Genomic DNA, 22563 nt, shown 5'->3' with positions numbered 1-22563 from the left:
TTGGGCGGTGTGTGTGCGAGTCATGAGTCCCCCAGAATTGAAAACTTCAGACTATATGCTCCGGCCCATCGCTCTCGAAATCCTACGTCCACCCCTTGACGAATATAGAAGCATCCAAGACCTACCTATGCCCGTGGACCCAGACCTACCTATGCCCGTGGACCCAGACCCAGACTGGTTCCTCCTGCAATCGGCGTAGTTCCGACGAGGTGAGATTCCGAAACGCTCAGTTCCATCGCGGCCAGGTTCCCTCGTGCTGAACCCCGGTGCGCAAAATTGGGATGCGCCAATAGGGGCTGAGTGAAGGACAGGATGACAGCGGGCCCTCCATCGTCGTCGTCGTCGTAACAATCTTCCTATCAGCAGCGCGCCGCTCACCGCGACGCCGACTGACCATTGCAGCGCCCACCTGCCACAACGGCTGCACCTGATGTCGACAAAAGTGCGGGCCACCTGAATCACCGGTATGACTCGAAAAAGCCATGCGCCCAACACGGCCAGCGCACTAATCCAGGTTGTTCTCCGCCGTTTCCGGCCCGCACCTTTGCACGTTAAATGCTAGAAGGATCGGCCCGGCGCAGAGTACCTGCGTCACGACGCCGGCACCCGCCCGCTGAGCCCGCACATGGTCAGCGCTGGTTTTGCGCGGCTTTACAAAAGTAAGTTCACTTTTTCGTTTTTAGACCTTTTTATCGGCTCTTTCCGAGAATTGACTTGCCAGCTTTTTTCACGGCGCCGCTTTTAGGAGGCATTCCTGACATCGAAATCGCACCTTTCTATGCTTGCGTTTCCTGATACCATACCTAGTTCTATTTTTTCCTGCCAGTCCTCAAAAACTGCGCCATTCGGGTGCTGGCGGGCGGCGCAGCAAGCGATCCAGGTCTGACTAAAGGCGTAAAATTCGAATTTCGCTTTTATGACAAAAGGACCGCTTCCGGTGTTTTTCTGTCACCTCCATCAACCGAATATAAATAAGCCCGATTCCGCCTAATGTCTTGGTTGCGACTGCGTGGGTTCCCGCTGTTCAGCGTAGGGACCCTCAAATGGTCCAACCTCACCACATGCGCGAACTCCGGTTGATGTGCGAGGAGAACAGGGACTCTTTGAACGAAAGTCGCTATTGCTGAGAAACCGTTTTCTGAGTAGTGTCCTTCTCAGCGCTCCGCAGTGACCGTCGTCATAGTTGCCGCCGGACCGGAGCGCAGTTCGTTCCAATGACGGAAGAGAGAACATGCGAAAACGCAGTAGGTACTTACCCTTGTCCGCAGCCATGGCCGTGGCAGGAGCGCTGATCATTTCGGGGCCCGCAGGAGCATCCCCCAACCCGCTGGCCGATCCCGCAGCCCAGACCGCCCGAACCCCGCTGGAGCGCCAGATTCTCTCCCAGGGGAACGGCTGGGCATCGGAAGGAACGGGAACGACTGGGGGCGCGGCGGCAGAGGACAGCAATGTCTACGACGTCTCTACCAAGGCCGAACTGCTCGCCGCCTTCACAAACGCCGGCAGTCAAGCGAAGATTGTCCGGGTCCACGGAACCATCGACGCCAATACGGCGCCGGACGGTTCACCGCTGACCTGCGAAAACTATGCCGAAGGTACCGGGTACAGCCTGGAGCAGTACCTCCAGGCCTTCCACCCGGCAAGCTACGGCCTTAGCCAGAAGCCCGTGGGCCCGCAGGAGGACGCGCGGCGCCTCGCAGCCGCAAAGCAGGCGAAGTCCATCCGTTGGGATATTCCCAGCAACACCACCATCGTCGGCGCCACCCCGGAGAGCAGCATTAGCGGTGCAGCACTGCGGATCAACGGCGCTACGAACGTGATCGTCCGCAACCTCACCGTGCGCGATGCCGCCGACTGCTTTCCCTCCTGGGACCCCACCGACGGCGCAGAGGGCAACTGGAACAGTGAGTATGACCTGCTTCAGGTCATCAACAAAGCCACGAACGTCTGGATCGACCATTCCGAGTTCACCGATGCCCCCAACCTCGACAGTTCCCAGCCCCACTACTTCGGCCGCCAATACCAAGTGCATGACGGCGCCGTCGACGTCACCAACGGCTCGGACCTGGTGACCATGTCCTTCAACCGCTTCTCGGACCATGACAAGCTGCTCCTGATCGGGTCCACGGATTCCCTCACCCGCGGGGACCCCGGCAAGCTGCGCGTCACCATTCACCACAACGTCTTCGAAAACGTCGGCCAGCGCGCCCCGCGCGTCCGATTCGGGCAGGTGGACGTGTACAACAACCACTTCAAGGTCACCGAGGACAGCACCATCCCCTACGGCTACACCTTGGGTGCCGGTTTCGAGTCCCACCTCCACGCCGAGGCAAATGCCTTCACGCTTCCCGCCGGAATCGACGCCGCGAACATCATCGGGCGCTTCAAGGGAACGGCAATCACCACCATCGCGAACGCCGTCAATGGTGAGATCACCGATCTCCGCGCCGAGTACAACGCCGCCGCCGTACCCGCTGACCAGCTGGCTGCGGACGATTCCTGGACGCCCACCCTCCGCACCCAGGTCCACCCCGCCCAGGCTGTGCCGGGACTCCTCCACAAATCCACCGGCCCGATCTTCACTGCAGGAGGGGAGGGCTGATGGCCGCCATTCTGCCGAACCGTCGCAGCGTACTGGCCTCCCTGGCGCTCACCGCAGGAGCCATGGCCCTCTCGGGAACAGGCATAGCGAACGCATTGACCCAAAGAGCCACGGACCCCACGAAACCCCGCACCAAACCGGTGATCTTCGTCGTCGGGGACTCGACGTCGTCGGCGTACCAGCAGTCCGAACGCCCCCGCGCCGGCTGGGGGCAGGCACTGCCGCTCCTGCTGGGGCCGCAGGCAACGGTGTTCGATTACGCCTGGTCCGGCGCCTCCTCCAAGAGCTTTGCCGACGCCGGCCTCCTGGACCGGGTGATTGCGTTGATGTTGCCGGGCGACTACCTTCTGATCTCCTTCGGCCACAACGACGCGAAAGTGACGGATCCTGCCCGCGGAACGCTCCCTGACTCCACGTTCAAGGAATACCTGAGCCGGTACGTCGACGGCGCCAAAGCACGCGGAGGCAAGCCCGTTCTCGTCACGCCGGTGGAACGCCGACGCTTTGATTCCTTCGGAAATGCCAAGGATTCCCACGGCGCCTATCCCCAGGCTGTACGGGAACTCGCTGCTGCGTCCGGAACGCCGCTGGTGGACCTGACGGCTTCATCCAAGGAGTTGTGGCAGCAGCTGGGGCCGGAAGGAACCAAGCAGCAGTTCCTTTTCCTGACTCCTGGCGAGCACCCGCAATATCCGCAGGGTTCCGAGGACAACACGCACTTCCAGGCGGCTGGCGCCGTGTCGGTGGCCCGCCTTGTGGCACGCGAACTGCAGTCCAAGGAGATCGTCCCGCCCGGCTACTTCCTGAATATCGACGGCGTTGCCGAGCCTTTGCTCCAGATGTACTGGCCCGCTGAGCGCCCCATCGATGTCCCGGTAACGCTCGACGTCGGACCGGGCCGGACGTTCGCGACGGTACAGTCCGCCGTCGACGCCGTTCCGTCCAACAACGCCCGGCGGACCGTCATCAGGATCCAGCCCGGCACCTACCGTGAGGCCGTGCGGGTGCCGAGCAACAAGCCCCGGATCTCGTTCATTGGGCAGGGCAGCAGGCCGGAGGATGTGGTGCTCGTCTTCAACAACGCCTCTGGGACGCCCAAGCCGGACGGCAGCGGGAACTTCGGCACCTCGGGCAGCGCCTCAGTCCGGATTGACGGGCCTGACTTCGTGGCCCGGAATCTGACGTTCAGCAACGATTTCGACGAGGCCGCCAACATGGGGATCAAGGATCGCCAGGCCGTGGCGCTGCACATCACGGCAGACCGCTCGGTGCTGTCCAACGTCAGGTGCCTGGGCAACCAGGACACCCTGCTGGTCAACTCACCGGGAGCGGGCGTCCCTGCCCGTTTCTACTTTGAAGATTGCTACGTGGAGGGCGACGTTGATTTCATCTTCGGCCGCGGGACCGCAGTATTCAGTGGCTGCGAGATCAAATCCCTGGACCGCCGCTCGACCACGAACAATGGGTACATAACGGCAGGGAGCCTGGATCTGTCGATCAGGTACGGCTACCTCTTTGACCAGTGCCGGTTAGTCTCCGATGCTGCTGCGAACTCCGTCCACCTCGGCAGGCCGTGGCATGCCGGCGGTGACCCGAAGGCAGTGGCGCAGGTGCTGGTCCGGGACTCCTGGCTCGGCGCCCACATTTCCGGCACACCGTGGACGGACATGAGCGGCTTCTCCTGGCGGGAGGCACGGTTCCACGAGTACAACAACCGCGGCCCCGGAGCGCAGGTGACCCCCGACCGTCCGCAATTGCCTGGGGCTGAGGCTGGGTCCTACACAATCAGGACCTACCTGCAGGGCACCGACGGCTGGGCACCACAGCTCGCCGGCTCCGCAGCGGACTGCAGCGTGGTGCCGGCGGGGGTGGCTGCTTAACTTCCGGCACAGCGGTGGATAACGGACGACGACGGCGCCTCCCGCCGTCGTCGTCCGCTTTCCGGTGGCCAGCCCCCCATCTTTCCCCTCTAGTCGCACATGTACTAAGTGTGCTTACCATATTAATGCGACCAAGACAGGGAGTTCGAAGATGGCAATCTGCGATACATGTGGAAACGATTACGACAAAGCCTTCACCATCAGTAAGGGCGGTCAATCCGGGACATTCGACAGTTTTGAATGCGCCATTCATGCGATGGCCCCCGTCTGCAACCACTGCGGTTGCAGGATAGTTGGGCACGGAATCGAGAGCGGCGAAGGCATGTACTGCTGCGCACATTGCGCCCGTCATGCCGGCCAAACCGGGGCTGCAGACCGGGTATGAGGAGCGGAAGCTTCCATTGATCCGATATAGCCAAAACCGATATCGGCCGGATACTTCCGGCGGGAAGAGGTAAGTATGGCCACGATTTCAGCTGTAGAGCCTGGGACGGCGGGTGAAGCATGGGGTCTGTAGTGATTTTCGCTCCTTCCCCCGTCCTCACCGTCACTGTCGAAGACATCAAAGGCACCGCAGATATCCACATCCACGCCGGCGGCCAGGGAGTATGGCAAGCCCGGATGCTCGGCGCCCTCGGCGCAACGGTGACGATGTGTGCAGTCTTCTCGGGCGAAACCGGCCGGGTCCTACGGCACCTGATCACTGACGAAGGGGTCCGGGTTCTGCCTGTTGCCGGTCAAGGCAGCAGCGGGGCATACCTGCATGACCGCCGCGGTGGTGAACGCCATGTCCTGGCGGAATCGCCCGGTGACCGGCTCACGCGCCACGAACTGGACGAACTCTACGGGCTGACACTGCAGGCGGGGATGGAAGCCGGGACCGTGATCCTTAGCGGCACCAGCCGGGAGGACTCGGTACCGGCTGACATGTACCGGAGGCTCACGGCCGACCTGGGTGCCGCCGGATGCACCGTCATCGCCGACCTCGCCGGCGAAAGACTGAACGGCGTCCTGGCCGGCAAACCGGCAGTGATCAAAATGTCTGACGGTGAAGTCGTGGGCAGCGGCCGTGCCGCCGCCGCGGAGACCGGCCAGATTATTAAAGCGATGCACACACTCGTCCGCGAGGGTGCCTCGTCGGTCATTATCACCCGCGCCCATTTGCCCTCGCTGTTCCTCCACGAAGGCTCGCTCAGCGAAATTCATGTTCCGGAGTTCCAGACGGTGGATACCAGCGGCGCAGGCGATTCACTCACGGCCGGGATGGCCGCCGTACTGGCTGATCACGGAACCCTGCATGAGGCAGTTGTCTTGGGCACGGCCGCCGGCGCACAGAACGTGACCCGCCACGGTCTGGGCACGGGAGAGGCAGCCGCAATCGTCGAACTCGCCAAGCTTGTCAGGATCGTTCCACTGGATGACACAAGTGAGGAAGAACCTGCGCAGCAGATGAGCCCGGATGAACTGGCACGAAAGGTCAGGGAAGCATGAACCAGCCTGCGCATGTCCTCATTACCAATGACGACGGCATTGGATCCCCGGGCCTGCATGCGTTGGCCGCCGCAGCCGTCGGAGCGGGCCTGAGCGTCGTGGTCGCAGCACCCGCCTCCGAAGCCAGCGGCAGCAGTTCCTCGATTACCGCTGTAGAGCAGGACGGCAGGATCTCCATTGAGGAGCGCCAACTGGTGGATCTGGACGGTGTTGAAGCCTACGCCGTCCATGGGGCGCCGGCGTTCATCACGATGATCGCCACTCATGGCGCCTTCGGTCCCCCACCGGACATCGTGTTGTCCGGAGTCAACCGCGGGGCCAACGTGGGCAGGGCCATTTTGCATTCCGGAACGGTCGGAGCGGCGCTGACGGCCGGCGTCAACGACGGTCGAGGCCTGGCGGTATCCCTGGATACCGGGCTCAATCCGGATGCACTCCACTGGGACACGGCGGCCCGGCTGGCCATCGGGTTGCTGCCGTTCCTGATGGAACAGGACGCAGGAAGCGTGCTGAACCTCAATGTCCCCAACAGTGCCGGGCCCGAACTGCCCGAGTACCGAACGGCGACTCTGACCAGGTTCGGCATCGTGCAGACCACGCTCGCCGAACGGGACCAGCACCATGTTCGCCTGGCCATCGCGGACACCACGGAGGAACCGGACCCGGACAGCGACGCCGCGCTGCTGGCGGCAGGCTTCGCCACGGTGACCGCCATCCAGCCGGTCACCGGAACCACGCTGCCCTCCCTTCCCTCCCTGCCGCACGCCACGGCACGGGGTTAGGTGGGCTGATCGGAGACCCGGCGACCGGTGGGGAGCCACAAGGCTGGGGCGAGGAGTCACAAGGCTGGGGCTTCTTGCTCCGCCAGCCTGATCATACGGAGTTCATCCTCCACCGCACGGGCCGGCCAGTAGTCCTTAACCAGCTCACCTGCCCAAATTCTGTCTGCTGCCGGGAAGAGCTTGTGGAGCAGTCCGGCCGCCTGAAGCAGAGCGATCAGGGCCAGGGTCCTGTCATCGGGCGCCTTTGTGTCGGGCTTGGCCGGATCAAGCGTCGTGGCATCGGAAGCCTCCGTGTCAGTCGTCCCCTCATCCGTGGCCGTTTCATCCGTCGCAGTGGAAGTCGCCGTGGAATCAGACACCTGGGTCTCGGTGGGCGCGCCGAGTGCCGCTTGGATCTTTTTCAGAAGCGCCGCTTCCGGGGAGTGGTCCTTTTCGGGGTACCGCACCGTCCGGAACAGGCCCAGGTGCTTTTCGCCGGCTTGTTCCACGATGCCCAGTGACGCCATTCCCTCATAGACACGCTGCACTTCAGCGCGGTTCTCCAGCATTGAAACCCACCGCTTGGGCGTATGGGGCCGCGATTTGTGGCGGATGAGATCCAGCTCCCGTTGGAAGTCGGTTGTGGGGGTGGTGCCGGTAGCCCTGACGTGCTTCCCCTGCAGTTCGATGGCACCAATCTGTTCCAGCTCGGCCAGAATTGCCCCGGCCAAAGTTGTCCTGAGCGCGTACACGGGCACTTCAGGTTTGCCGTCTTTGTCGGTTGTGGCCAGAAGGAGGAAGGCCTGGGGGAGGTTCAGTTCCACTGCTTTAGGTGTGTCAGCGTCCATATGACCATGGTGCGCTCGACTGCTGGCTACCACAATGAGGATTTAGAAGGATGGCGGCCTCCTTGCCCAAAGGTTGGCAGGGTGTGCCCGGAAGACGAGGCTGCCGGTTCGGTATCTGCGTCGGTCTGCGGAATTCGGGACGGTCAGAGCTCCCGCGCCGGTTCTTCGGGCAGCGCCCCCTCATCCTCCGGGTGCCGCTGAAGGTTGAGCAACGCCAGCGCCAGGCCGCCCCATACCGTAAGTATGGCGACGATCATCATGGTGATCGCGATGGGTGTCATTGTGCCGTCTCCTTTGCTTCTTCTTCCACCACGGAGTCGTATTCCGGATCGTTGTGAGCCTTGGATCTGTGGCTCCAGGGGATGAAAGTCAAGGCGAGCGCAAGGACCACCAAGGCCGCTGCCATACCCCAGCCAAACAGGCCCACGAACCAGGCGGGATAGCCCTCATAGGTGGTGGAGATCTTGCTGATGAATTCGCTGGACACCATGTAGATCAGCGCCAGCGGCACGACGCCTGCCACCAGCACCATCCAGGAGCGGCGCATCTTGATGGTGGATATCCGGTTCAGATGGGCGGACAGCAGGGGAAGCTTTCGCAGGAACCACGCAATGACTACTACGGTCACCAGTGCCCCCAGCGTAATGCCGAAGCTGTTAACGAACGCATCGGAGGTATCCAGCAGGTACAGGCCTGTTGCCGTCGGGAAGAGTGCCAACGAGACAACTGCCACCAGCCCGCTGACCGTCACTGAGGCCTTGATCCGGCCCCATCCGAGTTTGTCCTGCACTGCGGCAACGATGACTTCCAGTACAGAGATCAGCGAGGTTACTCCTGCGAACACCAGGGATCCGAAGAACAGTACGCCCATGAATGCCCCGAACGGAGCCTGCGAGACGATGGTGGGGAAGGCGACGAAAGCCAGACCGATCCCCTGCGTCACCACATCGTTCACGCCTGCACCCGCAGCCTGCGCCATGAACCCAAGAGCGGCGAAAACACCTATTCCCGCCAAAATCTCGAATGCGGAGTTGGAAAAGGCAACCACCATGCCGGAACCGGTCAGATCCGTCCTGCGCTTCAGGTAGGAGGAGTAGGTGACCATGATGCCGTAGCCCACGGACAGCGAAAAGAAGATGTGGCCGTAGGCAGCAGCCCACACGCCCGGGTCAGCCAGCGCCGCCCAGTCGGGGGTAAAGAAGGCGTTGAGGCCTTCTGCCGCGCCGGGAAGGAACAGCGACTGGAGCACCAGCAGGAGGAACATCACCACCAGCAGCGGGAGCAGGATGGAGTTCGCACGTGAGATGCCCTTGCGGATTCCCGCGACCATGATGATGATCACCGCCACCCAGATCAGCAGCAGCGGGAAGAAGACGGACGGGACGTAGGTGAATCCGATACCCGGGGCTTCGGCAACTTGGAGGAAATTCCCGAAGAAGTAGCCCTCGGCGTCGTCACCCCACGCCTCAGTGAAGGAGAAGATGGTGTACATCAGGGACCACGCAATGATCACCGCGTAATAGGCTGCGATGACGAAACAGACTAGCACCTGCCACCACCCCAAGGGTTCTGCGGCCCGGTGGAGCCGCCGGTAGGCCAGCGGCGGTGACGCGCGGAATTTGTGGCCCACGGCGTAGTCCAGGAACAGCAGCGGGATACCCGCCGTCAGCAACGCCACAAGGTACGGGATCAGGAACGCCCCGCCGCCGTTGTCATAGGCGATGTACGGGAAGCGCCAGATGTTGCCCAGGCCCACGGCCGAGCCGATGGCGGAAAGGATGAAGAGCCTGCGGGAGGAGAACGTCTCGCGTCTTACAGGCGCCGATGTGTTGTGTGAGGGTATGCTGCTCATTCCGTCACGCCCCGGATAGTTGCGTGCGTTTGTGACGTGCTGCAGTAGGCACGGCAAGTTTCCGGCCGGTTCATGGGGGACTCGCTCTCAGGTGATGGTGGACGTCCGTTTCACTGGCTATGGGGACTTTACTGCGTATTCTTCGCCTCGCGGAAGCCCTCATCCCAAACCGCAAGCCAGGACGCGCCGCATGAAGCGTGTATGCCGGCAGGGACGACGACCTGTAGAAACCGCCGAGGCACCCGCCCACAAAAAGGAACCGGACGACGGCGGGGCCTCCCGCCGTCGTCCGCCTCCCCTCTTCATGACATTGCAGATGTCTATTCCACCAGCGCATCGTCAATAACCGACTCCAGCACAGCCAGACGGATCGGCATCACGGACTCGAAGTACTTCATCTCATCCGGCACGTGCTTCGAAAATACATCCTCGAGCAATGAAGGCATTTCTTCCACAGTTTTCTTATATCGCTTGGCCGCAAAATCGAACTCAGATTTGTTCGCCTTTATTTGATCATTCATGCCCTTGAGCTCATCAGCAATAGCAAGCAGCTCCTGCTCGGACGCATTCCTCGCGTAGGCATCGTCCACCTTCTTCTTCATCTGGTCCAATGTCGCATTGAGCGGTCCAAGACTCTGTTCCGCTTTCGCTGTGGCAGCCCCGTCCATTTCCAATTGACTTACGCGGTTTTGCACTCGCAGGGCATAGTCAACGTACGTGGGGTTTTTTGACTCTCCCAGTTTTTCGGTGGCGCTACGGCATATGCCGGCAGCTTCAATGAGTAGATTTGCCCGCTCCGCGAGATTATCCCCCGGGCTGCCTACGAAGATGCCCTTGCAACCATCGTTGCTATCTCCAAACAACGTATGAAACTGGGGATAGGAATCGACGAGCCCTGCCATGTAATCGACGTAACCCAGATACGAGTCCTCGAACTGGGCAACGGCATCACTAAGCTCACCCTCCTCAGCCCCGTGCGACGTCGTAATCGTCCGCACTGCTTCTCGTGCGGAAGCTTCGGCTTCCTTAAAGGCTTCAAGCTCTTTCTTCGAATCCTGCTCCGCCTTGTCCCGTGACCCAGCGGCAAGGTGTGCTTTTTTGTACGCGGCCAGGTACGCATTCAGGGTTGGTTGCAGCTTGCTTCGTGCGTCACGGAGCGTCACCAACTGCTCATTCTTGAGCTGCACGAGGCTGTCCCTTTCCTGCTGCCTGGCAACCTGCGTCACTGTGACAAAGGCTGCGGCGATCAAAAGAAGGAGGACAACAACGCCCGCCAGTATCAGAAATATTTTGGGGCGCTTTCCGCGGATCGGATTGGTAGTCATGGCCTATTCCCCACTCTTCGCTTCTTGACCGGCCAGCTCAATGCTTTCTTTCAAGATCCGTTCAAATTCCGCATTTGACGTGTTTGCCTTCTCAATCAGCCCCGAATACTTTGCTCTTACATCGGCTTCGTATATTGTCTGCGCTTCATTGAGCGGTTTGTTGATGTCCAGCAATGCCAGTCCAGACTCAATGATGGCGACATTACGTTCAAACCGGTCTTTGCTCTCGACTACCTTCTGTGCAGTGCCCCGCTGTCTGCTAATCACGGCCTCAACATCGGATAGGAGCTTGGTTGTTTCCTGACTGCTACCCTCTTTGCCCGACGATAGTGACGCCAGGCAGCCGTCCGCGGCCTTTACATATTCCTGTGCATAGTTTTCGCTATTGACGTTGAACCTTGAATGTATAGACGCACAAGCCCCGCCAATTGATCGTGCAATTGCTGCCAGGTCGGTGACCCGCTGCTCGTTATAGGTGACCACCGCGCCATACTCCTGCTGGAATACCTTGAACGCGTCCGCAACTTCCTGCTTACGCAGCGCAGGTGAGGACTCCATTCGCTGCAGACGTTCACGGTTGATTCTCGCGTCACGTTGCAGTCGCCCGGTTTCTTCGTCGAACACCTGTTGCTTGTCCTGGTCAGAGGCCTCCTCTGAAAAGGCGGTCGTGTATCGGGCGAAAAATTTGTTCACGAGGGGCTCGTACAGGTTCATCGAGTTGTCCACGATGGCACGCTGATTGTTGAGGTGGACAAGCTCCTGCCGTTCCGTTCCAGCCGTTCGTGAACCGGCAACGGAAACACCGGCAACCCAAACACCCAAGGCGATGCACAACACTGCTATCACCGAAATGGCAACAATCCTGATGCGCCAGGACCGCCGCTGTTGTGATTCTCCGTTTGTATCCAAGCTCATATTTCCCCCGTTTGACATCCCACGAACCGTGACAGAACGTTGCGGCTTCCGATGCGGCGCGCGCGCTGACTGTTTTTGTTGTGGGCATGCCAGCCGTCCCTGCGCGTCGGCGCCTTCGACCGCCACCATATCCCTCTGGATTGCCGGATGTCTCCGGACTCGCCGGGATGCCGCACACACTGCGATGGCAGGGAACGTCACACAACGTGCCGCATCCGGTTCCGGACAGGCAAAGCCCTACCCTTAACAGGTGACTTTCACTAAGATTCGTACCGCCGCCGCGAGTTCCCTCGCCGCCGCAGGTCTCCTGCTCTCTCTCGCCGCCTGTTCAGCACCGGCCGCCAGCCAGCCAACTACCCCTGCACCGGCTTCCCCGGCAGCCGCCACCAGCGCCGCCTCCGAACCCTGCACCGGTGTGAAGGTCATCGTCGACTCGGGTTCCCTGAAGCAGGCCGCCGCCGATACGTCCGTCTGCGTGCCCGTAGAGGCGCCGACCCTCGCTTCCGAAGTGCTCGATGAGGCAAAAGTGAAAACCGAGGGCACCACCGAATACCCCAAGGAACTGGTGTGCCGTGTGAACGGTGTGCCCGCGGCAGACTTCGACATCGTCCACAAGGGCGGTACGTACAAGGAAGAATGCGGCAAGATGCCCGCCGCGTTTGCCTACTGGGCCCTCTGGGTTAAGCCGGCCACCGGTGACTGGGCCTATGCCCAGGAAGGCCTCACCACCCTGAAGGTCAGCCCGGGCGAGAGCCTGGAACTGCTGTTCACGGTCGACGGCGCACCGGCCACCCCCTCGGCATGACCTTTCGACCCGCGCCGTTACGGGCAGCGGCGGTTCTCGCCGTTGTCTTCATCGCGGCGCGGGTCATCTACCGCATCCTTTTCAATGGGGCCGACATCGGCGAGCCGGTCCTGCTCAACCTACCGCCGGTGCCGCTTCCTGCCCCGTACGCCCATGTGGTCCTGCTCGGTCCGGTAACGGCCCCTGGACTCTGGGCGGCGGTCGTGTCGGCCCTGCCGATCGCCGGGATAATCCTCGCCTTCGGCATTCTCAACGCCTGGGTGGATGTGGCTCGTGGCTTCGTGCATTTGGCCCGCCGCGGCCCCATGCAGGGCATTGCCCGGACGCTTGTAGTCGCCTGGGCGGCGCTGCCGGCGCTTGCCGACGCCGTAACCTCCGTACGCCTGGCCTTTCGACTGCGGGGCGAACGCTTCGGAGCACGTGCCCTTATCCCCGTGCTCGAGCGCACCCTTGAGCACGCCAGCCGGGTTGCTGCTGCTCTCGAGTTGCGCGGCTTCGGGAGCCGGGCGGCACACCAACCCGGCCACGCTACAGAAGCGCCGGTCCTCGTCCGGGACGCACACTTCCGCATTGGCGACGCGCAGGTTCGCGTCGATGAGTTCACGCCGTCGAGCGGGTCAATTACGGTCATCACAGGGCCGACCGGCTCCGGCAAGTCCACCATCCTGCGAGGTATTGCAGGCCTCCTCTCCCACGTTGACGGCGGAGAAATCTCCGGCACCGTACGCGTCGCCGGAACGGACCGAGCCACCACGCCGCCGCGCGAGACCGCCCGGCTCATCGGCGTCGTCCTGCAGAATCCCCGCGCCGCCTTCGCCAGCACCCGCGTCCGGGACGAAATCGCGCTGGCTCTCGAGCTGCGGGGCATGGCAGCCGGGCCCGCCAAGGCCCGGGTGCTGGAGGTCGCGGAGAGTATCGGGGTATCGGCGCTGCTGGACCGGAACGTCAGCACCCTATCTGCCGGTGAGGCAACGCTCGTAGCCATCGCCGCCGCGGTGGTGGATCATCCGGTCCTGCTCCTGGTTGATGAGCCCCTGGCCGATCTTGATACCTCAGCACGCCGCCACGTCATCGCCGTGCTCCATGCCCTCGCCCGCGACGCCGGTGTCTGCGTCATCGTGGCGGAACACCGGGCGGAGCCGCTCATACCAGTCGCCGACTCGTGGTGGACCATCGACGACGGCGCCCTGATGCCGGGTGCCGCGCCGGAAGTTGCGCCGTCACGCCCTCTTGTGACGCTGCCGATGACGACACAGCCACCTGAGCTCGTGCCCGTGCTGACTGCGACCAAGCTTGCGGTGCACCGCAAGGGCAAGCCGCTCGTGAGCAGCGCATCCCTGGCGCTGCACCGCGGTGAAGTGGTCGCCCTGGTGGGGCCGAACGGGGCCGGGAAATCGTCCCTCCTGGTGGCGCTCGCGCTTAGGGAAGGCGCTGGCGGTGAAGGAACGGTCGACGGCGGGACGCTCGACGGCGGTCGGGTCGCCCTCGTCCCGGATGCCTCGGACGACCTCTTTACGAGGGACACGGTCGCAGGGGAACTACGCGCGGCCGACCGTCGCCAGGCGCGCTCTGTGCGTCAGAGAGAACGACAATCAGGCAGGCAATCAAATCGGAACGAGGACCGGCATCACCCGGCCAACGACCGGCTTGCCCCTACGCCGGCGGCGTCACGCCTTGCCCGGTTGCGGGGAGACGTCAGCATTCCTATTGGCCACGAGCATCCCCGGGATCTCTCTGCGGGAGAGCGCCGCATTCTTGCCATCACTCTGCAGACCATGGACGACCCCCAGGTACTCCTGATCGATGAGCCCACCCGCGGACTCGATCCTGCCGCCCGCGCAGCAGTCTCGGGGGCGCTTCGCGCAGCAGCCGACACCGGCGCGGCCGTACTGATCGCCACTCACGACCACGACTTTGCCCACGGCCTCGGCGCCCGGATCCTCCCGATGAGTGACGGCGTCGCGCCCGCTCCAGCAACAGAAGCCGTCCAGGCTGATGTTGCTGGAGCACAGCCCTTCGCGGCTCCGCGCATCGCAGCACCAATAGCCCTCGAAGAGGCAGCCGACTCCGAGGGCCCACAAAGACAGCGCCACATCCGCATGCCGCGGGGCGTCGAGCTCGCGGTTCTCGTATCCGCAAACATTCTGGCCCTCGCAGCATTCTGCTGGCCTTTGCTCGCCGCGGCCCTCCCGGAGGATGCCGCCGCGGCCCTCCCGTACGCGGCGCTGGCAATTGCGCCGCTCGCCGTCGTTGCCATCGTGTTCTCCCTCGACGGCTCGGTCCGCTCCGCCCACACGGTGGCGTTACTCGGCGTTCTGGCCGCCGTCGGCTCGGCAATACGCGTGGCGAGTACCGGCGTCGGGGGTGTGGAGGCAGTTTTTATCCTGCTGATCCTGGCCGGCCGGGCCTTCGGCCCCCGTTTCGGCCTGCTCCTGGGGGCCGCCACGATCGCCGTCTCAAGCGCCTTGTGGAGTGGCATCGGACCGTGGACACCGTTCCAAATCTTCGCCTGTGCGTGGGTGGGTGCCGGGGCCGGCCTGCTCCCCCGCCGGGTGCGCGGCAAAGCCGAACTGTGGATGCTGTGCGGCTACGGAGTCGTGGCGTCCTACCTGTTCGGCCTGCTGACCAATCTGTGGTTCTGGCCGTTCGCGGTAGGCGCCGGCACCGGCATCTCCTACGTGCCCGGCGCACCGCTGGCCACCAACCTCAGCAGCTTCCTGCTCTACTCGCTGGTGACGTCGACGGCGGGCTGGGACACCCTGCGTGCCATCACCACCATCGTCGGAATCGCCGTGGTGGGCCGGGCAATTCTCGCCGCGTTCAGACGGGTGAAGCCGATCTCCAGCGCGGGCGGGCAAGCCGCACAGGCTCACTCCAACGAGTCGAAAGACCGGCTTCGACTCGAAGTCTGACAACACCCGGGCCGCACACCGTCCCTGACCCATCGACGGAACCTGTAGGCGCTACTCGCGAACTTCGATCTTGGGGGTAGTTTTCTATGACCCACTGGCGATGCCCCCGTCGAGCGAAGAAATCCGGCAGTGCCTCAGGTATGGTGAACCACGATTCTGTACGGATGTCGCCTACGACTTCGGGGATACTTTACGAAACCTCCGTTATCGGCACTTCATAAATTAGATGGGCGAGTGGCTGTCGTAGGATGCACGGGGGCGACTTGCAACGGCACATCGGTCGCATGCGGTCGATGTCAAAGCTCCGAAAGGCTTGGCTTTGCTACCAGCTGTCGTCCTCGAGCGTTGTCCCAAAGGGGACGGAAGGGTCCAGGCTCACCGTAAAATCGCCGGGACCGTTGCGGGTAACCCGAATGCCGGACCGCGATGACGTTGCCTTTGTTGCGAGGAATTGGACGGCCTCATTTAGTTCGTTGTCCATAGCGCTTCGGGTGGCGACCTTCAGGGCGATGGATTTTAGGCGGTAATCACTCACATCCGACTCCTTTGATCGTGAGGATGGCTTAGTTTCGCGCAGAAAAAACAACTCATTCCAGCTCTCCCAGGGCAGCTGCTGAGTACGTTGCGGCAGTTCCCCCGAAGGTTGGAAAGCGTATTCCGTTCTCATCTCGTCCATAATGCATCCCAACGTGGGGCTTGGCAACTCCTTGGCGGGATCGATCCCAGCTATGCTGGAAGTTCCACCGATATCTTCCAGGGAGCGATATGGCCGTCTCGCCACGTGATGGACAGCAGTTGACCCTTTCCGACATCGCGGCGTTGGCCGGTGTGAGCCGCTCAGCGGCGTCGAGGGCTCTGGACCGCCGGTCTCCATCGGGCGGCCCGGGTGCTGAGCGCGTTCGGGAGGTAGCCCGGCGCATGGGTTATGTTCCCAACAGCTGGGCGGCTAATCTGCGATTGCAGCGAAGCGGCATTATTGGAGTGGTGGTTCCACGGCTGACTGACACCGTCATGGCCATGTTGTACGAGGCGATTGTGGAGGAGTGCACCTCACGCTCACTGCATGCGGAAGTTATCACGACTGGGGATGATCCAAGGGTGGCATTGGAGCGGGGCCGTTCATTGCTGGCGCAAAGAATCGACGGCATGATTCTGACGACAGCCCGGACGGACGGCGCCGACCCCCTTCTGACGGAGCTGCAGGATTTGGGCATTGCTTATTCTTTGGCGCTACGCACTGACGGCAAGTCCTCGGCCGCGGTAGTGGATGATCGCGCTGGCGGCCGTGTTGCCACGGCCCACTTGCTGGAGAGGGGCCATAACCGAATCGCATTCGTGGGAGGTCCCTCCTACGCGTCAAGCTCGCAGCAGCGGGAGCTCGGCTTCAGGGACGCGATGGCTGAAGCCGGCGACGATGTTGCGCCGGAGTTGATCTTCGAATCGAATTTCAGCATGGAAGCCGGCGGACAAGTAGCACAGCGCCTTTTGTCCCTGGCCAAGCCTCCCACAGCAGTATTCACGGCAAATGACAGCCTGGCTGTGGGGCTCGTTGCAGTTGCTCAGCGTTCCGGAATCAAAGTGCCCGACGATCTGTCGGTAGTCGGTTATAACGACACGCCGATTGCTGCTCATATGGCTGTACCGCTGACCAGCGTGAAGGTTTCCTTCCCGGATATGGCCAAGAATGCAGTTGACCTGCTTTTATCACCGCCCAAGAAATTTGAGCTTCGGATGACCTCTCCCTCTTTGGTGACCAGGAAATCAGTGGCAACAATAAGCAAATAATCCCGCTTTGGGATCGATCCCGGCTTGGGCGCCGTGAGTTCAGGTTGCGCACCCTCAGGTCGCCGGACAAAAGCAGCTTCCGTGGAAGGCCCTTCGACCCTGCCGGGCAGAAGCCAAGTTTTCTTCGGCCAGATGCCTACACTATGTCTCAACATCCTCGGGCGGACCAAAGAATCAATCGAAGTAGGCCAACCAGCAGTTGGCAAGTGCCCTGCCGACCCAAATTAGCCGCGAGGCGGCGGAGGGATTTCGCACCGCAACGAGGGGGGACTGGTCATTGCCGGACGTTCTTCCACTTCCCACTGGCGTTGCCTCGGGGGCAAGCCCAGGCGTACAACCACAGCAACTCCAGGTGGGCTCTGCAAGGACGGAACCCCGACCAAAATGGAAGATGCCTCTCCTCAATACCAAAAGTAATTGACCAAGCGGGATCGATCCCGCTACAGTGACGGGAGCCACTTCCGAACAAGGAGATTGACGATGAAGTCACCAACCAAAGGCAAACTGATGGCAGGTCAGGCCGGAACCAGGACGACGGCAGCTGGCACTTATCCGCATCAGAGGGATCGATCCCGCCGCCGCCTTACCAAAGTACTTGCAATGGCCGGAGCCTTGGGGTTGGCCGTAACTCTTGGCGCGTGCTCTGCCCCGAGCAGCTCCTCTGCAGGGGGCGCATCGAACAAGACCTTCACCGTGGCACTGGTCGAACCGGACCTGACAACCGTGCCGATCATGGCGGCGCTGGATACCGTCAGGGCCGCCGGCTATGACGTTAGGATCGACGAACTGGCGGAACCCGAACTGGCAATCGAAGGCCTGGCCAAGGGTGACTACGCCATCTCGGCCGAGGCCACCAGTCCGGCGCTGATCGCCATCGAACGAGGCGCACCGATCAAAATCATTGCAGATGTCATCGGCAACCAGTGGGCTCTGTACGGCAAGCCCGGAATCAGTACATGTGACAACCTCAGCGGTAAGCCGGTCGGGATTTTCAGCGAAGGGGCCGTCGCGACAGCCATGGTCCGGTCATGGGTAGAAAAAGAGTGCAAGTCCGGTGAACCGGACTACCTCGTCATTGGCAGTTCCGATGTCCGTGCACAGGCTCTCCTCAATGGTCAGATCGACGCCACGGCGCTCGAGATTTCTGATGTAGTTGCCCTGGAGAAGACAGCCGGAGCCGACTTCTCCCCTGTGGTGAACTTCGGCGAAAAGCTGCCCTCAATCCACCCGCAGACGGTCTACGCAAACGCCGATTTCCTCAGCAACAACAAGGAAGCAGCGCAGGCTTTCGTGACCGCGCTTATCGACGAACACAAGAAAATCAACGCTGACCCCGAGTACCTCGTAGGTCTTGCCGAAAAGCACCTGGGCGAAGAAGCCAGCCCCACTCTCTCTGCAATCGCCGCCCGCTACGTCGAGGCCGGTCTATTCGATGCAGGAGCCCTCACCCAGGAAAACGTGCAGGGCACCATCGACTTCTTCGTCGATGCCGGCGTCATCAAGGGACTCGACGCTTCCAAAGCCGCCGACCTGAGCTTCCTGGGGTCGCGATGACTCAGCGGACCGCCGTGCTGAACACGCAGACGCATACGACGCCGCTTCCCATGCCGCAGCGTAATCCACAACGGCCGGCCTGGATCCGGGCACTGGACTCGAACCTCACCTACCAGATCGGAACGTTTGCCCTCTTCGCCCTCGCCTGGCAGCTCTACGGCACGTACTGGGGCGGGCTCCTGGTCCCCACGTTCACCGAAACCGTTATTGCCTTTGTGGAACTGCTCGGAACCGGCGAATTCTGGGAAGCCATGTTCATCAGCAACCAGGCCCTGTTCATCGGCTTCGCGCTCTCGATCATCATCGGCGTCCCTGTAGGTGTGCTGCTGGGACGGTTCCGCACCATGGAGCGGTACTCGGATGTATACCTGAACATCCTGCTCGTGACCCCCATGGCAGCGATCATTCCACTGCTGATCATGTCCGTTGGTTTCGGCCTGCTGTCCCGCGTCATCCTGGTGACAATCTTCGCGATCGTCATGGTTATCGTGAACGTCCGCGCCGGAGTCCGACAAGTTGACCCCACGCTCATACAAATGGCCCGGTCCTTCGGCGCCAGTGAACGGGAAATCTGGTTCCGCGTGCTGATCCCCGGGGCACTGCCGTCCATCATGACGGGCCTACGGCTCGGTCTCGGCCGCGCCGTTACCGGCATGGTGATCGTCGAACTGCTGATGGTCTCCCTGGCCCTCGGAGGACTCATCCTCGAGTTCCGCGGCATGTTCAACGGTCCCGGCCTCTACGCCACCATCGTCGCCATCCTTATCGAAGCCCTACTGCTCATCTCCCTCGCTCACTGGCTTGAGCGCAAGGCCGCCCCGTGGGCGCCGAACAACCAGAAAGGAAGGGGATCACGATGATTGAGATCACCGGACTCGGAAAGACCTTTACCGGACAGGACGGCTCCGCCGTCCGCGCCCTGGATAACGTCAATCTCTCCGTACAGGACAACGAATTCCTCACCGTTCTCGGCCCCAGCGGTTGCGGCAAGACCACTATGCTGAAAATGATTGCCGGCCTCATGCCCTGGGACGAAGGCGAAATCTCCATCGCCGGCAACCCCGTCCGCGGCCCGGGCCCGGACCGCAGCATGGTCTTCCAGAACTTCGCCCTCCTCCCCTGGTCCACAGTGCTCGAAAACGTCGCATTCGGCCTGCGCCTCCGCGGAGTATCCAAATCCGAGCGTGAAGACCGGGCCCGCGAGCTGATCTCCATGGTCGGCCTCACCGGCTTCGAAACCAAGCGCCCCGGCGAACTGTCCGGCGGCATGCAGCAGCGCGTCGGACTGGCCAGGGCCCTTGCCGTCGAACCAAAGGTTCTCCTCATGGACGAACCCTTCGGCGCCGTGGACGAACAAACCCGGCGACTGCTGCAGGAAGAACTCCTCAGCATCTGGGAACGCACCAAAGTCACCGTCGTATTCATCACCCACTCCATGGAAGAAGCAGTGCTCCTCGGAGACCGGGTGGTCCTGATGAGCGCACGTCCCGGCCAGATCTCCGAAATCGTCCCCGTACCACTGGAGCGGCCCCGTTCCAGCGACGTCGGTGGACTGGAACGCTCCAAGGAATACGTCGAAATCACCGCCTACCTATGGGAAAGGCTGCGCGAAATGCACGACGAACACCGCGCCAAAAACCCCGCAGCGCTCAACGGGGCAGGGCGATGACAGCCCTTATCACCCGCGCACGCCCCAAAAGCGGGCTATCTAAGCGTCTGCTGAATGGCAGGGCTTCCGCGTCGCTAATCTCCTTGGCCGTTGCAGGTGTGCTGTGGGAAATTGTTGGTCAAGCGGCCAAGGTTCCGTTCTTTCCCCCGCTTACCGCGGTCCTGGTAGAACTGTGGTCGATGATCACAAGGGGCGAGATCTTCGGCAACCTCGCCACCAGCCTCGCTAACCTCGTCCTGGGCTTCGGACTCTCACTCATCGTTGGCATCGTGGTCGGAACTGCCATGGGCCGCTACCGTCGCGTGAACGCTGCGCTCGGCATTTATGTCTACGCGCTCCTGACCGCACCGTCCCTCGTGTTCGCCCCGATATTCTTCTCGATCCTTGGGGCAGGACAGGGATCAATCGTTGCCGTGATCTTCATGTACTCGGCATTCATCATGATTATCAACACCGCCTCTGCCGTGGAAAACGTCAACCCGTCCCTGGTTGAAATGGGCAGATCCTACGGTGCCAACGAATGGCAGATTCTCACCAGGATCATCCTTCCCGCCGCCGCTCCCATGATCTTCGCAGGCGTCCGTCTCGGCATGGGCCGGGCAGTCACGGGCATGATCAACGGCGAAATGTTCATCGCCGTCGTTGGGCTCGGCCGCATGGTGACCGTCGCCGGCAAGAGCTTCGACGGCGCAGCAGTCCTCGCGATCCTCATCGTCATCATCACCGTCGCCCTTGCCGCCATCGCCCTCGTCCAGTTCGTCGACCGGCGCATCACCAGCTGGGTCCCCAACACCACAAAGGAATCCTGATGAAAATCGACGCCTTCAGCCACATCCTCCCCCGACGCTACTTCGACGAGATGTGCCGCCACGTCACCGACCCCGGCGCCCTCAAGCGCTGGCTGGACCTCCCCGCACTCCACGACCTCAACGCACGCCTAAAAATGATGGAGGAGTTCGGCGGGGACTACCAGCAGATCCTCACCCTCTCATCCCCGCCCATCGAGCTCCTTCTCGGCCCGGACGAGTCCTGGCGGCTAGCCCGACTGGCCAACGAGACCATGAAGGAGATTGTGGATGAGCACCCCGACAGGTTTCCGGCCTTCGTCGCTTCCCTGCCGATGAATTCAACCGAGGCATCGCTCCAGGAAATTGATTACGCCATTGACCAGCTGGGAGCCAAAGGAATCCAGGTCTTCACCAACGTCAACGGCAAACCTCTCGACCACCCGGACTTCGCCCCGATCTTCGCCGAAATGGCCCGGAGGGACCTGCCGATCTGGATGCACCCCACCCGGAACGCCAGGAGCACTGACTACCGAACCGAGGACTCCTCGAAGTTCGAAATCTGGTGGGCGCTCGGGTGGCCCTACGAAACCAGCGCTGCCATGGCCAGGATGGTGTTTTCAGGCTTGTTCGACCGTCACCCCGGGCTGAACATCATCACCCACCATATGGGTGCCATGATCCCCTACATGGAAGGACGCATCCGGCTAGGCTGGGCCGATCAATTCGGCAGCCGCACCGATGACCCCGAATACTCGCGGCTGGTTCACAGACTCAACCGCGAACCGATCGAATACTTCAGGGACTTCTACGCCGACACCGCCCTCTCCGGATCTGCCATCGGAACCCGCTGCGGACTGGAGTTCTTCGGGGCCGAACGGGTGGTCTTCGCCAGCGACTGCCCCTTTGACCCCGAAGGCGGCCCCCTGTACATCCGCGAGATGATTAAAGTCATCCAGGAACTCGACGTCACCACCGAAGACCGGCAAAAGATTTTCGCCGGTAACATCGCCCGCCTGATCGGGCTGGACGCCAATGAAGAGCTGGTGCTTACCGACCACAGCCACGCCCACAGCTAATTGACCCGCTCCAGGACAGGAGCAAGAGCGCTGAAAGAGACCCAGGAAATCGGCGTTCTGCCGGAGTTCGAGCACGCTTGCGCATCAGCGACGGACAAGACTGACTCAACGTGGCCTGTGGGTGCGGCGCCCCTGCTTCTCTTCTTCGCCTTGGGAGGCGTGTTCCTTACGCGTTATCACTGTATATGCAGGTCAAGACATCAAGCGGGACCGGCTTCAACTCACACCTTGAAGTACTTCGCCTCCGGGTGGTGGAACACGAACGCATCGGTGGACTGTTCGGGGTGCAGCATCAGCTCA

Annotated in this window: 18 protein-coding genes; 12 read left to right on the top strand and 6 right to left on the bottom strand. The window is 61.9% G+C overall.

The annotated features are described in order from the left end of the window. Positions 1-1231: 1231 nt before the first annotated feature. The 4 genes from RIN13_RS17700 to surE all read left to right on the top strand — a co-directional run bounded on the left by RIN13_RS17700 (position 1232) and on the right by surE (position 6755). Complete coding sequence (locus RIN13_RS17700) at positions 1232-2602, top strand: pectate lyase (RefSeq protein ID WP_309108634.1); 1371 nt, start codon at positions 1232-1234, stop codon at positions 2600-2602. After that, entirely contained in the window at positions 2602-4482 is a 1881-nt protein-coding gene (locus RIN13_RS17695) for a pectinesterase family protein (protein WP_309108633.1), read from the top strand. Before RIN13_RS17700 ends, RIN13_RS17695 begins: the two co-directional genes overlap by 1 nt. Positions 4483-4998: 516 nt before the next feature. Then, the gene (locus tag RIN13_RS17690; RefSeq protein ID WP_309108632.1) at positions 4999-5973 is read left to right on the top strand and encodes a PfkB family carbohydrate kinase; all 975 of its coding nucleotides are present in this window, start codon (positions 4999-5001) and stop codon (positions 5971-5973) included. Further along, positions 5970-6755: a 5'/3'-nucleotidase SurE gene (gene surE / locus RIN13_RS17685; protein WP_309108631.1), complete on the top strand. Its 786-nt coding sequence runs from the start codon at positions 5970-5972 to the stop codon at positions 6753-6755. The genes RIN13_RS17690 and surE overlap by 4 nt, the downstream gene beginning before the upstream one ends. A gap of 56 nt (positions 6756-6811) precedes the next feature. On the opposite strand, the gene RIN13_RS17680 is transcribed toward surE, so the two are convergent. The 5 genes from RIN13_RS17680 to RIN13_RS17660 all read right to left on the bottom strand — a co-directional run bounded on the left by RIN13_RS17680 (position 6812) and on the right by RIN13_RS17660 (position 11803). Continuing rightward, positions 6812-7582, bottom strand: coding sequence for a GPP34 family phosphoprotein (locus RIN13_RS17680; protein WP_309108630.1), 771 nt, complete (start codon positions 7580-7582; stop codon positions 6812-6814). Between the two features lie 143 nt (positions 7583-7725). Further along, entirely contained in the window at positions 7726-7863 is a 138-nt protein-coding gene (locus RIN13_RS17675; RefSeq protein WP_309108629.1) for a methionine/alanine import family NSS transporter small subunit, read from the bottom strand. Further along, on the bottom strand, positions 7860-9434 hold the full coding sequence (locus RIN13_RS17670) for a sodium-dependent transporter (RefSeq protein WP_309108628.1): 1575 nt from the start codon (positions 9432-9434) through the stop codon (positions 7860-7862). Before RIN13_RS17670 ends, RIN13_RS17675 begins: the two co-directional genes overlap by 4 nt. Positions 9435-9754: 320 nt before the next feature. Beyond that, on the bottom strand, positions 9755-10759 hold the full coding sequence (locus RIN13_RS17665; RefSeq protein ID WP_309108627.1) for a hypothetical protein: 1005 nt from the start codon (positions 10757-10759) through the stop codon (positions 9755-9757). A 3-nt stretch (positions 10760-10762) separates the two neighbouring features. Next, entirely contained in the window at positions 10763-11803 is a 1041-nt protein-coding gene (locus RIN13_RS17660; protein WP_309108626.1) for a hypothetical protein, read from the bottom strand. Between the two features lie 121 nt (positions 11804-11924). On the opposite strand from RIN13_RS17660, the gene RIN13_RS17655 reads away from it, so the two are divergent. Both RIN13_RS17655 and RIN13_RS17650 read left to right on the top strand, forming a co-directional pair. Continuing rightward, positions 11925-12479 carry a hypothetical protein gene (locus RIN13_RS17655; RefSeq protein ID WP_309108625.1) on the top strand — a complete coding sequence of 185 codons (555 nt, stop codon included), beginning with the start codon at positions 11925-11927 and terminating at the stop codon, positions 12477-12479. Beyond that, positions 12476-15391, top strand: a complete 2916-nt coding sequence (locus RIN13_RS17650) for an ATP-binding cassette domain-containing protein (RefSeq protein ID WP_309108624.1) — start codon at positions 12476-12478, stop codon at positions 15389-15391. The genes RIN13_RS17655 and RIN13_RS17650 overlap by 4 nt, the downstream gene beginning before the upstream one ends. A gap of 322 nt (positions 15392-15713) precedes the next feature. On the opposite strand, the gene RIN13_RS17645 is transcribed toward RIN13_RS17650, so the two are convergent. Beyond that, positions 15714-15926 carry a hypothetical protein gene (locus RIN13_RS17645; RefSeq protein ID WP_309108623.1) on the bottom strand — a complete coding sequence of 71 codons (213 nt, stop codon included), beginning with the start codon at positions 15924-15926 and terminating at the stop codon, positions 15714-15716. A 230-nt stretch (positions 15927-16156) separates the two neighbouring features. Between RIN13_RS17645 and RIN13_RS17640 the strand changes: the two genes are divergently transcribed. The 6 genes from RIN13_RS17640 (at position 16157) to RIN13_RS17615 (ending at position 22263) form a co-directional block, all read left to right on the top strand. After that, on the top strand, positions 16157-17176 hold the full coding sequence (locus RIN13_RS17640) for a LacI family DNA-binding transcriptional regulator (protein WP_309108622.1): 1020 nt from the start codon (positions 16157-16159) through the stop codon (positions 17174-17176). A 480-nt stretch (positions 17177-17656) separates the two neighbouring features. Next, positions 17657-18730 (top strand): ABC transporter substrate-binding protein, encoded by a 1074-nt coding sequence (locus tag RIN13_RS17635; protein ID WP_309108621.1) that lies wholly within the window; start codon positions 17657-17659, stop codon positions 18728-18730. Continuing rightward, positions 18727-19590, top strand: a complete 864-nt coding sequence (locus RIN13_RS17630) for an ABC transporter permease (RefSeq protein ID WP_309108620.1) — start codon at positions 18727-18729, stop codon at positions 19588-19590. The genes RIN13_RS17635 and RIN13_RS17630 overlap by 4 nt, the downstream gene beginning before the upstream one ends. Further along, positions 19587-20399 carry an ABC transporter ATP-binding protein gene (locus tag RIN13_RS17625; protein WP_309108619.1) on the top strand — a complete coding sequence of 271 codons (813 nt, stop codon included), beginning with the start codon at positions 19587-19589 and terminating at the stop codon, positions 20397-20399. Before RIN13_RS17630 ends, RIN13_RS17625 begins: the two co-directional genes overlap by 4 nt. Next, a complete protein-coding gene (locus tag RIN13_RS17620; RefSeq protein ID WP_309108618.1) occupies positions 20396-21208 on the top strand; it encodes an ABC transporter permease in 813 nt (270 codons plus the stop codon). The genes RIN13_RS17625 and RIN13_RS17620 overlap by 4 nt, the downstream gene beginning before the upstream one ends. Beyond that, complete coding sequence (locus tag RIN13_RS17615; protein WP_309108617.1) at positions 21208-22263, top strand: amidohydrolase family protein; 1056 nt, start codon at positions 21208-21210, stop codon at positions 22261-22263. The genes RIN13_RS17620 and RIN13_RS17615 overlap by 1 nt, the downstream gene beginning before the upstream one ends. Positions 22264-22563 lie beyond the last annotated feature (300 nt).

The organism is Arthrobacter sp., assembly GCF_031179985.1.
Lineage (GTDB): Bacteria > Actinomycetota > Actinomycetes > Actinomycetales > Micrococcaceae > Arthrobacter.
The sequence above is the reverse complement of the archived record's forward strand: the minus strand, read 5'-3'. Positions and strand labels throughout refer to the sequence as shown.